Source organism: Serratia sp. A07 (genome assembly GCF_058725505.1).
Genome location: NZ_JBZXDO010000055.1, coordinates 1 through 15,465 on the forward strand (window position 1 = coordinate 1; position 15,465 = coordinate 15,465).

The following is a 15,465-nucleotide window of genomic DNA, read 5'->3' on the forward strand; positions in this document are numbered from 1 at the left end:
AAATACGAACCGCCGGCCGGTGTTATCCCTGACGGTATCCGCAGTGCGATTCTTGCGATGGATGCAACGCCATACGATTCACTGAACGGCAGCTACCCCGATTACGTTTTCGGCGGCTTCCCAGGCTATCCCTATTTGGCGCAACTCGCCCAGCTGCCGGAATATCGCCGGATGGTGAGCGTGATCGCCGAGGAAATGACCCGCAAATGGATCAAGGTTAAAGCGGCCAGTGACGGGGATGAAAGCAAGGCTGACCGCATCGCGCTACTCGTTAAGGCGATGGAGCGCTACAAGGTGCAGAATGTTTTCCGCCTGGCTATTGAGCACGACGGATTTTTCGGCCGCGGCCAGATATACATCGATGTGCGTTCCCCGCGCGGTTTGTCCGCGTGGACGGATCCGGAGGAGCTGCAATCACGGCTGTTCCTGTCCAACAAAAAAATCACGCCCGGCTCGCTGGTGGGCTTTCGCGTGATTGAGCCGGTATGGACTTACCCAGGCATCTACAACGCCGATAACCCGCTGAGCGATGATTTCTACAAGCCGGCGGAGTGGTTCGTGATGGGTAAGACCGTACACGCCAGCCGCATGTTGGATCTGATTTCCAGGCCGGTGCCTGACATGTTGAAGCCGGCCTATAACTTCGGCGGCTTGTCGCTGACACAAATCGCCGAGCCTTACGTCAATAACTGGCTGCGTACCCGCGATAGCGTGGGGGATGTGCTTCATTCCTTTTCACTGAGCGGCATCAGCACGAACATGACGAATGCGTTAAGCGGAAAGAACGATCCCAACTATGCCAAGCGCGCGGAGCTGTATAACCGCACGCGGGACACGCGCGGCTTGTTGATTCTGGACAAGCAACAGGAGGAGTTCTTCCAGTTCAACACACCACTGAGTGGGCTGGATACGCTGCAGGCGCAGGCACAAGAGCACATGTTCTTTGTCAGCGCGATCCCGTCGGTGAAGTTCGCCGGCCTGAGCCCCACGGGGTTGAATGCCTCGAGCGAGGGTGAGATCAAGGTGTTCTACGACACGATAGCGGCCAGCGCGTCCAGGTTACTCAAGCACCCGATAAAGCGCGTGATGGACATTATCCAGTTGTCGGAGTTTGGCGACATCGATCCGGACATCACCTTTGAATTCGAATCCCTGCACGAAATGACGCGTGAACAGCAGGCCGCCATCCGCAAAACAGAAGCGGAGACGGACCAGATTTACGAGAGTATCGGCGCGGTGACGAATAACGAGGTACGCGAAAAATTGGCCTCGGATCCGAACAGCCCCTACAGCGGTCTGGATTTAAGCGGGGAGATTGAGATTGACGACGACGAAGACGACGAAAACTTCAACCTCGAGGAAAGCGCGTCGGAAAAAGACCCTCCGTCAGATCCGACCCAACGCGGGGATTGAGGCCTGGTACCGGAGGCAGCTGGATAGGGCGGTGCAGGAGCTGCACAACAGCACGCTCTATTGGCTGCGCGCCGAATACCGGCAGACCGGGCTGGCGCAGGATGCCTCACCGGCGATCATGATGCGTGATGCCATGCGCAAATTGTCGCGGCGCTGGCGAAAAAAATTCGATGTGCTGGCCGGGAAACTGGCTGAGCGTTTCGCTTCTGATGTGATGAAGAATAGCGATGCGTCGCTTTCCACTGCATTGCAGCAGGCCGGTTTCACGGTGCCCTTCAAAATGACGGCGGAAATGAACAACGCGCTGCAGGCGACCATCACCGAGAACGTCAATCTGATCCGCTCCATTCCGCAGCAATACCTCACGCAGGTCGAAACGCTGGTAATGCAGTCGGTATCTCGCGGGCGTGATCTCGGCACCCTGACAAAAGAGCTGCAACAGCGCTATGGCGTCACCCGGCGCCGGGCGGCTTTTATCGCGCTGGATCAGAACAACAAGGCAACGTCTGCCATGCAGTCGGCGCGCCAGCGTGCGCTTGGCATCCGCCGGGGGCGGTGGCGCCATTCCCACGCAGGGAAAGAGCCGCGCATCTCCCATGTGAAAGCCGACGGCAAAGAGTTCGATCTGGACAAAGGCATGTTTATCGATGGCGAATGGATCATGCCAGGGCAAAAAATACGTTGCAGGTGTGGATGGGAGGCGATTTTACCGGGACTGGAGTAATGAATGACGACTGAACGACTGGCATTTGACCGGGGTTCGGTGCGGCAAATTGATAAGGTCGGACGGCTGCAGGTCGAACGCAGCAACATCAGCAAGGCCAACGTGTGCGGCTATTACGGGCGTGAAATCCCGAATTCCGAGGCGCTAGGACTTGAGCCCGACCGGCTGTACATGCTGTACCGCGACCCCGACGAGCTGCGCAAGGCAGCGAAAACCTTCAATAACATCCCCATCCTTTGCCGACACAAGCCTGATTACCCAGGCGCGCCCGCGCGTGAGCTTCGGGTGGGGACAACGCACGCCAACAGTGATTTTGATGGCACCTACCTAACAAACGGATTGTCGATTTGGGACAACTCCGCCATCGCCGGTATCGAGACCGACGAGCAACGAGAACTGTCATCGTCGTATGCGTACGTCGCTGACATGACCCCAGGCGTTACCCCGGATGGCGTCAAATTTGACGGCGTGATGCGGGATATCGTCGGTAACCACGTGGCGCTGGTCGGTGACGGCCGGGCCGGATCCGATGTGCTGGTATTTGATTGCCTCCCGAAGGAGTTACAAAACATGAAATTAAATCGTAAGGGTGTCGCCATGCGCGCAGCGCTGGGCGCCTATCTTAAACCTCGCCTGGCGCAAGACGCCTCGCCGAAAGACCTCACGCAATTGGTGGGCCAGCATAAACGCCCCAACGCGATCGCGAATGCGGTCAAATCCGCGTTTTCCGGCCGCCTGGCGCAGGATATGGAAATCGAGCCGGCCGAGCTTGCCGAACTGATGGAGGCCGCTGAAGAGGTGGTCGAGCCGGAAGATAACGGGTCTGCGTTTGATACGGAAAACCCACTGGAAAGCATCCTGGCGCTGTTGTCCGACAAAGTGCCGGAGGAAGTGCTGGAAAAAATCAAAGCGGTACTGATGCCGGCTGCGGATGACACCCCGGACGATCCAGCAAAAGACCCGGTAAAACCGAATCCCGATACGGTCAGCAAACCGGCGATGGATGCGGCAATCAGGCTGGCTGCTGACAACGCCACCAAGGCGGCGGCGAAAAACTTCCAGGCGGTTCGCACCGCTGAAAGTGAGGTGCGTCCTCTGATTGGTGACGTGGTGGCGATGGACTCCGCCGAGGAGGTTTACCGCACTGCGCTCGAACAGGCCGGGATCGATATCACCGACGTACACCCAAGCGCTTACCGCAGCATGGTGAAGTATGCCGTAGAGCAAAAACAGGCCGTCAAGGCGCCAAAACTGGCGCATGACTCCGCGGCTGCATCGTCTTTTGCTGCCGATTTCCCTACCGCCAGCAAACTTAAAAAAGGTTATTAACATGTCAGGATTTCAGACGAGCATTAACCAATACCCGGCTCCGGGTATTGAGGGGGCTTTTGCCAGTAACAACCCGTACACCAGCTATGTGGCCGGTGAGGGGGCATTGGTCACCGGCGCCGACGGGTTAACCATTGGGCGATTTGCCTGGGTGGTGAAGGGCGTGGCATCGAACAAAGGCACTGGCGCGCCGTCGGGGTTTGTTCCTCGCGATGGCCAGGCGTCAATCGTTGAATGGCTGGGCGCGGCGTCTAACGTGATCCAGCCGGGGCGAGAGTGCACGCTGCACACCGGCGGTGATTACTGGGCGGTTACCACGACAGCGGCCACTGTCGGCCAAAAAGTGTTTGCGTCACTGACCACCGGCGAGATTGCTACCGGTGCCGCCGGCGCGACCATTGAAGGCTTTGCGGAAACGGCATTCTCGGTGGCCAGCGCCGCGGCGGCCAAAGAACGTATCAAAATCAGCACCTGGAGCAAGTGATGAATAAATTTAAGCAGCATTACGCTACCGCCAGCCGCGATTACGGCATCATCCTGCCGGGCGCGCAGGCTTACCTGCCGCCGGAGTATGCGAGCGATTTCGCGCTGGCGATGGATGCGCAGCCTAATCTGGTAACGGTCTCAAACTCCGGCGTGCCGGCCTATTTCACCAACTACGTTGATCCAGAATTAATTCGTGTGCTGGTGACACCGATGAAAGCGGCCCAAATCCTGGGCGAAACCAAAAAGGGTGACTGGACGACGCTGACCACTCAATTCCCGATCGTGGAATCAGCCGGTGACACCAGCTCTTACGGCGACTACAACAACAACGGCATGGTAACCGCGAACGCAAACTGGGTGCCGCGCCAGAGCTACCACTACCAGACGCACACCCGCTGGGGTGAACGCGAACTGGATATGTACGGCGCAGCGCGCATCGGCTGGGCGGCGGAGATGAATGTCGCGTCTGCCCTGGTGCTGAACAAGTTCCAGAATAAATCCTACTTCTACGGCATCGAGGGCTTGCAGAACTACGGCCTGCTGAACGATCCATCGCTGTCGGCGCCGATTACCCCGATTGACGTCGGCGGTAAGTTGAAATGGGACGATAAGGACGCCGAGGCGATTTATAACGACATCGTCAAGCTGTACAAGCAGCTCGTCAGTCAGACCAAAGGGCATGTCGAGCGAACCGACAAGATGAAGCTGAATATGTCTCCGTTGTCGGAAGCCAACCTGACGAAGACCAACCAATACAAGGTCAACGTTGCAGACCTGCTGCAGAAAAACTTCCCGGGTATGACCATCGAAACGGCGGTGGAGTATTCCAGCGACGCGGGTGAAGTGGTTCAGCTGATTGCCGAGCGTCTGGGGGAGAACGACACCGGTTACTGTGCGTTCACCGAGAAAATGCGCGCGCACGCCGTGGTGACGGAGTCTTCAGCCTGGCACCAGAAAAAATCCGCCGGTACCTGGGGGGCGATCATTCGCCAACCGCTGGCTTACGTACAAATGTTGGGGGTTTAAAAGATGGCAGAGCAAGTAACAGTGGGCTGCAAATTGCCGAACGGTTTGGTGTTGGAAGTCGACGGCCATCAGCAGGCGGTCGCGGGTTACCGCGGCGAAGATGTGCGCATTATCGGCGGCTATGGCCTCACACCGGTCGATAAGGAACTGTGGGACGCCTGGCTGAAGATCCACAAAGATCAGCCGTATGTAAAAAAAGGCGTGATCTTCGCCCAGGACAATGGCAACAGCGCCCGTGCGCAGGCCAAAGAGCAGGAAAAGTTGAAGTCAGGCCTTGACCCATTGCCGCAGAACAACCCGGCGCCGGGGATCAAGCGTGATGATGAAGCGATGAATAAGAAGGAGTAATGCATGGGCGCCGTGGTTTTCAACATCAAGGCATTTCGGGCGCTTTACCCGGCGTTTGCAACGGGATGCGGATCGGCGCCAAGTGATGACCTGCTCGAGGCGCTGTTCAATCAGGCCTCGACCCTCTACCTCGATAATACCGATGAAAGCAAAGTGCAGGATCTGAAAGAGCGTGAGCAGTTATTTTTCCTGCTTGTTGCTCATCTCTGTGCGTTGCGCGGATTTGGTTCAGGACAGTCGGGCGGTCAGGGAAGCGGCCTTGTTGGCCGCATTACCAGTGCCTCAGAGGGATCGGTTTCTGTATCGGTGGACAGCGCCGGCAGTAACGATCAGTCATGGTGGTATCTGCAGACTCCCTATGGCGCGGATTATTGGCAAGCGACCGCGCCCTACAGGACGATGGTTTATCACCCGGGCTCATCGCCATCTCGCTATCCAGACCACTACTATCGGCCGGTCAGGCGGGGGCGCTAAATGGGTGCCAGTGTTCGCGGCGGTGCCGCGTTTAAAGCGCGCCTGGCGCAAATTGCCGAAGGGCTGTCTTCGGGCAAGCGCCTCAAGGTGGGTTTTTTGGCCGATGCGACCTATGAGGACGGGACCCCGGTTGCGCTGGTGGCCGCCGCGAACGAGTTCGGAAAAATGGTGATGACCAAGGCCGGGGAGTCCTATTTTCAGCTGCCGCGGCCTTTTTTCCGCAACATGATTTCAGCCAACAGTACGCAGTGGCCCGGTGAGTTTTCGCAGCTTATCCGTTCATCAAATTATGACGCGCGGTTAGCGCTTGGATTGATGGGGGAGCGGATAAAAAGCCAGCTGCAGGATTCTATCCGGGAGCTCAATTCTCCGCCGTTGGCGGAGTCGACCATTAAGCGCAAAGGGTTCGATAAGCCGCTGGTCGACACTGGCCACATGCAGAACAGCGTCGACTATGCCGTTGATGGAGGTGATGAGTGAATTTGCACGGTATTGTTTCGCGCGCCGTCGGCGCAGTTAATCCCTTCGTTGAGGCGCAGATTTATCGATCGCTCGGTGCCGAAAAACGTGAGGATTATTCCCGGGCGCCGGCCTATGACGCGCCTATTCCGATGATGGTACAAAAACAGGCTGTTACCCAGGGCGATATCCGCCACCTGGACAACCTGAATATTCAGGGGGTGGTCACGTCCATCTATACGAACGGGAACTGGTGCGGTGTGAGCCGACCGAAGCAGGTCGGCGGTGACAAATTCGTCATCGCGGGCGAAACGTGGCTTGTGGTGGCGGTGCCGGAGAACTGGCCGGATTGGACGAGGGTTGTTGCATGTCTGCAAACGTAACGCTCTCGATCACTGAAAGCGATCTCTATAAAGCCCTTGGCGATTTTCTCCAGGGGCTTTTTGTTGATGCGCAGATCGAGCGCACCCAGCAAAACGGGGTGCCGATGCCACAGGGCGAATTTATCGCGATGACTTCGCTGAATTCCGCCGGGTTGTCTACGGCAGTGGTGAAGTACTCCCCGCCACTGGAGGCCGGACTGGGTATTCAACACATCACGCGGACAACGCGCTGGGAGTGTCAGCTTGATTTCTATGGTGACAGCGCGGAGCGAAATTCCCTGATGTTCGCCACGCTGATCCGCTCGGAGTTTGGCACCTCCGCTTTTCGCTGCTCCGGGGGCGTCTTAACGCCGCTCTACTGTAGCGATCCCCGTCAGACCACGATGATTAACGGCGAGTGGCAATACGAACCGCGCTGGACGCTGGAATTCATCGCGCAAATCAAACCGGTGGTCAGTGCGCCTCTGGCGTTCTTCGACAACGTGACCATCAAAACGACTACAACGGAGTCCATCGATGGCAATTCCAATCAGTAAAGACGTAAAAATCAAACCGGGCGTGCTATCCGCCGTGGGTAATGCGGTCGACCTCAACGGCCTGCTTTTAACCGACAGCCCTTACGTACCGATCGGCGACGTCCCTTCGTTTTCGTCACCCTCGAGCGTGGCCGATTATTTCGGTGGTGACTCTGACGAATACGTTATGGCATCCATGTATTTTCAGGGCTACAACAACGCGACAAAATCTCCGGGGGCCTTGCTGTTCGCCCGATTCAACCGCGCGCCGGCGGCCGCATGGTTGCGCAGCGGATCGTTTAAAGGGGTGACGGTCGAGGAGCTGAAAAAAATCTCCGGTACGCTCACGATCAGCATCAGCGGGAAGAATGCCAGTGCGGAAGTCAATTTCAGCGCGGTAACCAGTTTTGCGGAGGCGGCCGCCGCGTTGCAAACCTCATTGACGGCCGCCGTGGCGACGGTGGTATATGACACCACGCACAATGCCTTCATCATCACTGCTGCAGGCGCCAAGCCGGAAGCGACGACTATCGCGTATGCGACCGGCACAGCAGCGGCACCCATGAAGATGACCAGCGATCTCGGCGCCAAGATCTCCCAGGGGGCGCCGGTGGCAGTGGTTCCCGCGCTGTTCACGGCAATCATCGCCAAGTCGCAGCAGTGGGCCTCATTCTCGACCGTTTTCGAGTGCAAGGATGATGAACACCTGGCGTTGTCCGCATGGGCCAGCGCGCAGGAGGAGCGCTTTTTCTATGTGGCGTGGACCACCAACGAAAAAGCCCGAATTACGGGCAATCAGGACCACATCGCGTACAAGATCATCACCGTGAACAATTACGGGAGTGTCGTGCCGGTGTTCTGCACTGACGTGAAAAAACCTGCATCTGTATTGGGATATGCCGCTGCGCTGGACTTTACCCGCACTGAAGGGCGCGTGCCGTTCAAATTCCGCGAATACAACGGGCTGGCGGCCGATGTGACCAGCGGTGATGAGTACGACGTGCTGATCGCCAATGGCTATAACTTCTACGGCAAGTACGCCGCCAATAACATCGTCGAGGATTATTGGGCAGATGGCTCGATCACCGGCGATTTCAAATGGCTGGACAGCTTCGCCGGGCAAATTTGGCTGAACGCCAACCTGCAGGGCGCGGTGCTGGCGCTGTTCAAATCCAACAAGACGATCCCCTACAACAACGCTGGGCGCGCGCTGGTTGCAACCTCGATGACCGATGTGATCGAGCAGTTTAAAGCATGGGGCGGCATTCGTGCCGGGGTGACACTGTCCGCGGCGCAAAAACTGGAGATCAGCAACGCAGTAGGGGAAGACGTGTCGGCGACAATTTTCGCGACGGGCTACTACCTCTATGTCGGTGAAATGCTGCCGGCCCTTCGACCAGGTCGCACCAGCCCGAACTGCGCGTTGTGGTACAGCGACGGCGGCAGCATCCAGAAATTGAATATTGCATCGACGGAGGTTCAATAATGTCCAACACCATCACTTCTGCCGACGCCATCATTACGCTGTCGGTAATGAACCTGTACCCGTCAGGCGTGCAACTGCAGGGCTTCGCTGCGGATAATATCTACGGGACCGACGCGCTGAGCCTGGCGGAAACGGTGCGCGGCGCCGACGGCAAGTTATCGGCCGGCTTCATTTACGGCAACATCAACCAGACGATCTACATTATGCCGGATTCGGAAAGCCGGGACGTGTTCGATACCTGGGCGACCACATCGCGCGCCAGCGTGGCGGTGTTCCGCTGCAATGCAACGGTTATCCTGCCGGCGCTCAAGCGCAAATATAAATGCGTGAACGGCGTGCTGAAGCAGTGGAAGGCGCTACCGGATGCCGGCCGCATTCTGCAGGCCAGCCAGGCGATCATCGAATGGGAATCCATCACTCCAGAGGCGTTTAACTGATGGCACGTAAAGAGACGTTTATCACTATCGACGCCGCCGGGCGCGATCAGGGCAAGGTTTTCTACATCAAGGAAATGTCGGCGTCACAGGCTGAATGGTGGGCTTTGCGGGCGCTCATGGCGATGGGGCGCGGCGGCGTCGAGATCCCCGATAATTTACGCAGCATGGGGATCGCGGCGATGGCTGTCGAGGGCTTAAAGGCGATTTCGAAGATCCCCCCGGATGAGGCCAAGCCGCTGCTTGATGAGTTGATGACCTGTGTTCAGGCCGTGCCGAATCCAGCGGATAAAACCGTGGTCCGCCCTTTGATTGAAGCCGATATCGATGAAGTGGCCACACGCCTTAACCTGCGCGCGGAGGTGTTCAAACTGCACGTGGATTTTTTCGCTACCGCCGGCCGCTAGATATCCCGCCTCGTTTTGCCAATCCTGACAGGCCGTTTGGGCTTGTCGATTACACCAACGTCCCGCACACCATCGCTACCGTGATTTCCGCCGGCAAAGCCTCCAAGGCCGAGCTGGATGCGGTGCTTGGTGTGCAGGACTTGTGGGATTTGTTGGAAATCATCCAGGTGGACGCCCATAACGCACGCGTAATGCAGGAGGGGAAATAGTGGCAATGGTACTTGACGAGCTCGTCCTCGCCCTGGGTATTGACGACAAAAACTTCAGCGCTGGCGAGCAGGCGGTAGTGGCGGGGCTTGACCGCCTGACAGCGGTCATGGAGAACGTTGCGCAGGCGTTCGACACCGGCGAGAAGAAAAGCAGCGAGGCGCTGGATAAAACCGGGAAAAAAGCCGACAAAACCGCCAAAGACATGGAAGCCAGCGGCAAAAAGGCGGCGTCGTTCTTTTCCAGTATTCGCGCCCAGGTGCTGGCGCTGGCCGGCGTCACGTTGTCGCTGGGCGGCCTCAAAAGCTTTGTTACCGGGTTCACCAGTAACCTGAACCAATTGGCGACGGCGGCCGATGCTTTTGGCATGTCGGCCAAATCGCTGGATGGCTGGACCAAGGCGGGCGAGGCGTTCGGTGTCAGTGCCAACGAGATCGTGGGCGCGTTCTCCCGCATCAACGATGCAAAGGCACGCTTAAAATCTGGCCTTGGGCTGGATCCTCAACTTCAAAGCCTGCTATTGGCCGCCAACCAGGCGGGCGCCAATATCGATCTGGGCCGGGATGGGACTGAAGATATTGTCCGCAAATTGGCCGCCGCATTTCCAAACCTGAATAAGGATCAGCAGCAGGCCTATGGCAGTGAGCTGGGGTATGGCTACGCCGCGCAGCAATGGTTCGGCTCTGGCCATGCGTTGCGCGATGTTGACCGATTTACAGCGCGCTCAGGCGTTGACGAGCAGTCCATCGCAGCGGCGCGGAAGTTTCGCCAGCAGTGGGCAGAGATCAGCCAGGCCTTTGAGAAAACGGGATACATCCTCTTTAACGCGCTGCTGCCTTACATCAAACAGTTCAACGCGTGGCTGAATGATCTGGCGAACTGGATGGCACAGCACCCGGATGAAATCAAAGCCGCGGTGCAGGGCGTGTTCGATGTTCTGTCGAACATTGTTGGTGTCGGCGGTGAAGCCGCCAATGCGGTAGGAGGCTGGCAGAACGCCATTCTGCTGCTGGTTAGCGCGTCGGTAGGTGGCAAGTTGCTTTCCCTGTTTAAAGGACTCAGCGGGGCGCTGATGGGGCCTGCCGGCCTTATTGCAGCTCTGGTGGCGCTTGAGGAGTTTGTCATTAAACCCCTCGAGGAAAAATACCCTGCGCTGAAAAATAACCCTGTTGCGGATGCCCTGAACAATCTGCCATTCAGTGACAAGGTAGAGGGGTGGGGAAAATCCGCTCACGATTGGGTTAAGGATACATTCGGGATCAATCTTCCGCGTGGTGATGGTTACGGGCAAGACCAGGCTCCGACGCAGTTTGCTCAATCTGTACGCCGGCCACAGCCAACAAAGGCCGGTGAGGAAATGCTGGCGTGGCTGCAGCCGAAACTCAGCAAGCTGGAGGAAACGTTCGGGCTCCCTGCCGGGCTGCTGCGCAGCATGGTGATCACGGAGTCAGGCGGCGATACTCAGGCTGTATCAAAAGCGGGCGCCAAAGGGCCGTTTCAGTTCATGCCAGGCACGGCGAAGGACTTCGGGCTGGTCGGCGATGACGTTTTTGATCCGGAGAAATCAGCCCATGCCGCAGCGCGCTACATGTCGCAGCTGCTGAAAATGTTCGATGGTGATCTGGGTAAGGCGCTGGCGGCGTATAACTGGGGCCAGGGTAATGTTGAGCGCAAAGGGCTCGGCGCGGCCCCGCAGGAAACGCGGGAATACGTGCCGAAGGTGTTGTCGAATTTGCCTCAGCCGGGCGCAGGCATGGCGGCGCAGGCGCGCCAGCCGGTCGGCGGTTCGCAATCCACGATCACCGAAACAACCCATATCGGCACTCTGCAGGTGAATTCGCCGGCAGATAGCACGAAAGGGATCATCGACGACGCAAGGCAAAAAATTAATCGCTCCAGCCTTGTGGGCGCGTATGCATCGGGAGTATCGACATGAGGTTTTCCCTGAATCAGGCCACTGTACTGAATGCTGTGCGGGGCGGTGGCCTGCTGTCTGTCGTTAACAGCGTGCTGGCACCGGGATACGGAATTTATTATGCCTCCGGCGCCAGTGTTGGCACGAAGCCCTTTTCGCCAACGTCATTTGTCGTTATCGAAGTGGGGGGCGAAGCGTCGATCACTACTGCACCGATCGAGCGAGGTGGTTACACGTCGTTCAACAAGGTGCAGCGGCCGGCAGAATTACACATTACGTTTACCGTGGAGGGCTGGACAGGGTTTTCAGGCGGGCTTCCGAACCTGACCAATCTCACGCTGACATCCCGCTCGGACGTGCTGGCCACCCTGGAGACGATGCGAACAACGGCGGAGGTTTATGACATCGAAACCCCCGACAAAACCTATTCGTCCTATGACCTGACCAAATACGATTATCGGATCCGAAGCGACGGCGGCCCGACGTTGCTTACGGTAACGGCGGTTTTTCAGGACGTGCAGGACGTGGCCGAGGTGACCGTCAGCAGCGAGACATCGCAGGCCGACACTACCAATAATCAAATCACCCAGGGAGCGAGCGCCAAAACGGAGCTCGTTACCTCTTCAACGAGTGGTTCCACCCTTTCTGATGTGAAGAAAGCGATCTCCGGCGTGCAGCGCTCGGCGTCGGAATTGGTTGGGAACATTGCCGATAAGGTTTCGTCAGCGGTCGAGGATGTGACCAAACCTCTCGGAGAGGTCACCGTCAGCGCGACGCAAAAGTTGGATGCAGCGGTCAAGCAATTGGCGGGGAGTTTAACCTGATGCTGGAAATTGTACTCAAACCCCTCAAGTCTCAACGGTTCACCGTCTCCCTGAATAATCAGGCCTGTGAAATTCGTCTGGCACAGCGTACCACGGGGCTATATATCGATCTTACCGTTAACGGCACTCCCTGCCTGCAGGGGGTGTTGTGCCTGAACGGCAACAAGATCGTGCGTTACGGCTATCTGCCATTCGCCGGCGAATTATTTTTCGCTGACCTGGCGGGAAACGCAGATCCTGAATGGTCCGGCCTGGGTGAGCGTTTCAAACTTTACTACCTTGCGCCGGAGGAAATGCCGTGAGCTATCAACAACGGGATATCAGGGTAGAGTTTACCCTGGCAGAGGGGCGAACGTTTGACGATCGGGGTAACGTGCTTACCGTCAAAAATGCGCGCTGTTATATAAGCCTGGCGGCGTATGGCGGGATTGCTGGCACGCAAATTACGCTTTATCTGTGGGGGCTCGTGGCCCAGCAGATGGCGGCGCTGAGCTACAAAGGGATTTGGATCGATGGGGCCAAGCCTAATCGGATCCGCGTATGGGCTGCTGACCGCCTGATTTTCGAAGGGTTTATCAGTGATGCATATGCGGATTACAACCAGGCGCCGGATGTGCCGCTAATTATTACGGCGAACATGATGTTTTATCTGCGGGCGAAAAAGGTGTCGCCATTCAGCGCGAAAGGCCCCGTCTCGATCGATGACATTTTGATGCCAATGGCATCATCAGTGGGGCTGAAATATGAGAATCAGGGCGTTAAACGCACGCTGCCCGATCCGTATTTCCAGGGAGATATCACGCAGCAGATGATCGAGGCGGCACGGGCTGTTGATGCCGAGATCGATATCAACGTGGAGAAGGTGACGATCTGGCCAAAGGGAGTATCCCGAAAAGAGCCGGCATTGTTCGTTTCTCCCGACCACGGATTAATCGGATATCCCATTTTTACCAATGTTGGGCTGAGCATTTCATGTCTGTTCTGTCCTGATATTTTTATTGGTCGCAAATTGTCGTTGGTGACCTCACTCCCGAACGCCAGCGGCCGCTATGCGGTGCTCGGTGCAATGCACACGTTAACCTCATGGATTGAGGGCGGCCAATGTTCAACATCCTGCGAATTGTTGCGGCAACCCGGGGGCTGATATGGAGAATTTTCATGTAAACGGCTCCGATCTGAATGGTGATATCAACGCGCAGGACTTCGTTATGCGCCAGTTTCTGGGGCGTCATGCGTTTATCACGTTGGGTAGGGTGATCAATGCCAATGGGGAGCACGTGGACATTCGCCCTATGGTGATGGCCGTCGCTGGCGACGGCTCACCTATCCCGCATGAGGTGATTTACAACGTGCCGGTATGGCGTCTACAGGGTGGCCAAAGTGCGGTGATTATGCCACCGAAAGCCGGTGATATTGGGTTCATAGCGATTTGCGATCGGGATATCAGCGGGGTTAAAGCCACGCGCCAGCCCGCGATGCCCGGTTCAAGGCGCACGCACAGCCTGTCAGATGCGATCTATCTGGGTGGTGTGCTGAATGGTGACCCGGTGCAATTTGTCGAGTTTGCCGATCAGCAGATCAATGTAACTTCACCCTGGAAAATTACGCTGAATGCGCCGGATGTTGAAACCAATGCATCGAAGCGCTTTGCCGTTAACTCGCCGGAAATCGCACTGAACGGCGCGACCGAGGTGAGCCAGAAGTTTACAGCCAAAGGCAAAGCGGAACTGTCCGCCGGCGCCACGATTAGTGGCATCGAGTTTGGTGACCACGTGCATGGTGGCGTGCAATCAGGCAGCGCGCAGACGAATAAACCGCAATAGGGGGCATGATGCAAACTCGCTCACTTCTTCTCGATACGAATACCTGGGATCTGATGCTGGACGACAAAGGCAACCTGGCGGTCACGGACAATCCTTATGCGGTGGCGCAGGATGTGGCGTGCGCCTGCAGCACTTTCCTTGGCGAGTGTTGGTATGACAACACGCTCGGAATTCCTTATTACCCGCGGATCCTCGGCCATTGGCCCGGCACGCAGCTGATTAACACCAAAATGCAGCAGGAGGCGATGAAACTGCCGACGGTCTCCAGCGCGCTGTGTACGGCAGTCTCTGATGGCGATCGCCGCATTGGTGGCGTAATGACGATCACCGATACCAATTTCAACGATTACACGGTGCTGTTATGACGGATGAAAACACCAATTACACAACTGCGGTACCGGCGGTTACGTTTTCAAAAACGGGGCTGCTGGTGCCGGATGAGGTGGACATACTAAACGGCCGGTTAACCGATTTCTCCACCGCGCTGGGGAGCTCGATGGGGACCAGTCTGACAAGCCCACAGGGGCAGCTAGCGATGAGCGATTCGGCCATCATCGCCGATAAGAACGATCAGTTGCTGGCGATCGCGAACCAGGTGAACGCGGACTACAGCAGCGGCAGGTTTCAGGATGCGATTGGCCGGGTTTATTTCCTCGACCGCATCGGTGCCACCGGCACGACAGTAACCGGGACGTGCTCAGGGCTGGTGGATACGCTGATCCCTGCTGGAAGCCTGGCACAGGATGAAGCAGGGTATCTCTACGCCAGCCTTTCCGATGCAACGATCGGCGCCGCCGGTAGCGTTGATGTGGTTTTCCAGAACCTCACGACAGGCCCGATCGGTTGCCCCATTGGTGCGCTCAGCAAGGTCTACAAAGCGATCCCTGGCTGGTCAGGTGTGACCAACCGCGCCGCCGGGGTGCCGGGCAACAATGAGGAGAGCAGAGCCGACTTTGAGCACCGCCGACGCAATTCCGTTGCCAACAATGCCCGGAATACATTGAACGCGATCCGCGGCGAGATCCTCGCAAAAGTTCCCAACGTAGTGGACGTATACGTTACGCATAACCCGACCCCGGTAGACAGACAAGTCGGCCCATCCAAATATACATTGAAGAAAAATTCGTTCTACGTTGGCGTATATGGTGGAAAGGCTGAGGATATCGCGGATGCTATCTGGCGCAAGGCGCCGCCCGGTGTCGACATGAACGG

General features: G+C 57.2%; 20 protein-coding genes. All 20 read left to right on the forward strand.

Annotation, left to right across the window (positions count from 1 at the left end; genetic code table 11):
* Nucleotides 1–1,413: DUF1073 domain-containing protein (locus tag AC4PR2_RS26045; protein ID WP_492175688.1), on the forward strand; the 1,413-nt coding region annotated here is incomplete at its 5' end.
* Nucleotides 1,414–1,453: 40 nt separating this feature from the next.
* Entirely contained in the window at nt 1,454–2,137 is a 684-nt protein-coding gene (locus AC4PR2_RS26050) for a phage head morphogenesis protein (protein WP_038875869.1), read from the forward strand.
* Between the two features lie 3 nt (nt 2,138–2,140).
* Nucleotides 2,141–3,466: a DUF2213 domain-containing protein gene (locus AC4PR2_RS26055; RefSeq protein ID WP_492175689.1), complete on the forward strand. Its 1,326-nt coding sequence runs from the start codon at nt 2,141–2,143 to the stop codon at nt 3,464–3,466.
* A 1-nt stretch (nt 3,467) separates the two neighbouring features.
* On the forward strand, nt 3,468–3,950 hold the full coding sequence (locus tag AC4PR2_RS26060; protein ID WP_038875760.1) for a structural cement protein Gp24: 483 nt from the start codon (nt 3,468–3,470) through the stop codon (nt 3,948–3,950).
* Nucleotides 3,950–4,978: a DUF2184 domain-containing protein gene (locus tag AC4PR2_RS26065; protein ID WP_492175690.1), complete on the forward strand. Its 1,029-nt coding sequence runs from the start codon at nt 3,950–3,952 to the stop codon at nt 4,976–4,978. The genes AC4PR2_RS26060 and AC4PR2_RS26065 overlap by 1 nt, the downstream gene beginning before the upstream one ends.
* Nucleotides 4,979–4,981: 3 nt before the next feature.
* On the forward strand, nt 4,982–5,326 hold the full coding sequence (locus tag AC4PR2_RS26070; RefSeq protein WP_060419451.1) for a hypothetical protein: 345 nt from the start codon (nt 4,982–4,984) through the stop codon (nt 5,324–5,326).
* A gap of 3 nt (nt 5,327–5,329) precedes the next feature.
* Nucleotides 5,330–5,800 (forward strand): DUF4054 domain-containing protein, encoded by a 471-nt coding sequence (locus AC4PR2_RS26075; RefSeq protein ID WP_038875751.1) that lies wholly within the window; start codon nt 5,330–5,332, stop codon nt 5,798–5,800.
* Nucleotides 5,801–6,280 (forward strand): hypothetical protein, encoded by a 480-nt coding sequence (locus AC4PR2_RS26080; RefSeq protein WP_171884861.1) that lies wholly within the window; start codon nt 5,801–5,803, stop codon nt 6,278–6,280.
* Complete coding sequence (locus AC4PR2_RS26085; protein WP_197755988.1) at nt 6,277–6,642, forward strand: hypothetical protein; 366 nt, start codon at nt 6,277–6,279, stop codon at nt 6,640–6,642. Before AC4PR2_RS26080 ends, AC4PR2_RS26085 begins: the two co-directional genes overlap by 4 nt.
* Nucleotides 6,627–7,178 carry a phage neck terminator protein gene (locus AC4PR2_RS26090; protein ID WP_060424835.1) on the forward strand — a complete coding sequence of 184 codons (552 nt, stop codon included), beginning with the start codon at nt 6,627–6,629 and terminating at the stop codon, nt 7,176–7,178. Before AC4PR2_RS26085 ends, AC4PR2_RS26090 begins: the two co-directional genes overlap by 16 nt.
* On the forward strand, nt 7,159–8,643 hold the full coding sequence (locus AC4PR2_RS26095; protein ID WP_110157889.1) for a DUF3383 domain-containing protein: 1,485 nt from the start codon (nt 7,159–7,161) through the stop codon (nt 8,641–8,643). The genes AC4PR2_RS26090 and AC4PR2_RS26095 overlap by 20 nt, the downstream gene beginning before the upstream one ends.
* Entirely contained in the window at nt 8,643–9,080 is a 438-nt protein-coding gene (locus AC4PR2_RS26100) for a phage tail fiber protein (RefSeq protein WP_038875737.1), read from the forward strand. Before AC4PR2_RS26095 ends, AC4PR2_RS26100 begins: the two co-directional genes overlap by 1 nt.
* Entirely contained in the window at nt 9,080–9,484 is a 405-nt protein-coding gene (locus AC4PR2_RS26105) for a hypothetical protein (protein WP_049194151.1), read from the forward strand. The genes AC4PR2_RS26100 and AC4PR2_RS26105 overlap by 1 nt, the downstream gene beginning before the upstream one ends.
* Before the next feature lie 208 nt (nt 9,485–9,692).
* Nucleotides 9,693–11,627 carry a transglycosylase SLT domain-containing protein gene (locus AC4PR2_RS26110; protein WP_492175691.1) on the forward strand — a complete coding sequence of 645 codons (1,935 nt, stop codon included), beginning with the start codon at nt 9,693–9,695 and terminating at the stop codon, nt 11,625–11,627.
* Nucleotides 11,624–12,430: a phage baseplate protein gene (locus tag AC4PR2_RS26115; protein ID WP_047730621.1), complete on the forward strand. Its 807-nt coding sequence runs from the start codon at nt 11,624–11,626 to the stop codon at nt 12,428–12,430. The genes AC4PR2_RS26110 and AC4PR2_RS26115 overlap by 4 nt, the downstream gene beginning before the upstream one ends.
* On the forward strand, nt 12,430–12,732 hold the full coding sequence (locus AC4PR2_RS26120; protein ID WP_047730622.1) for a phage baseplate plug family protein: 303 nt from the start codon (nt 12,430–12,432) through the stop codon (nt 12,730–12,732). The genes AC4PR2_RS26115 and AC4PR2_RS26120 overlap by 1 nt, the downstream gene beginning before the upstream one ends.
* Nucleotides 12,729–13,574 carry a baseplate hub protein gene (locus tag AC4PR2_RS26125; RefSeq protein ID WP_038875720.1) on the forward strand — a complete coding sequence of 282 codons (846 nt, stop codon included), beginning with the start codon at nt 12,729–12,731 and terminating at the stop codon, nt 13,572–13,574. Before AC4PR2_RS26120 ends, AC4PR2_RS26125 begins: the two co-directional genes overlap by 4 nt.
* 1 nt (nt 13,575) lies before the next feature.
* Nucleotides 13,576–14,253, forward strand: a complete 678-nt coding sequence (locus tag AC4PR2_RS26130) for a Gp138 family membrane-puncturing spike protein (protein ID WP_047730623.1) — start codon at nt 13,576–13,578, stop codon at nt 14,251–14,253.
* 8 nt (nt 14,254–14,261) lie between these two features.
* A complete protein-coding gene (locus tag AC4PR2_RS26135) occupies nt 14,262–14,618 on the forward strand; it encodes a contractile injection system sheath initiator (RefSeq protein ID WP_038875867.1) in 357 nt (118 codons plus the stop codon).
* Nucleotides 14,615–15,465: baseplate J/gp47 family protein (locus AC4PR2_RS26140; RefSeq protein ID WP_492175692.1), on the forward strand; the 851-nt coding region annotated here is incomplete at its 3' end. The genes AC4PR2_RS26135 and AC4PR2_RS26140, both read left to right, overlap by 4 nt.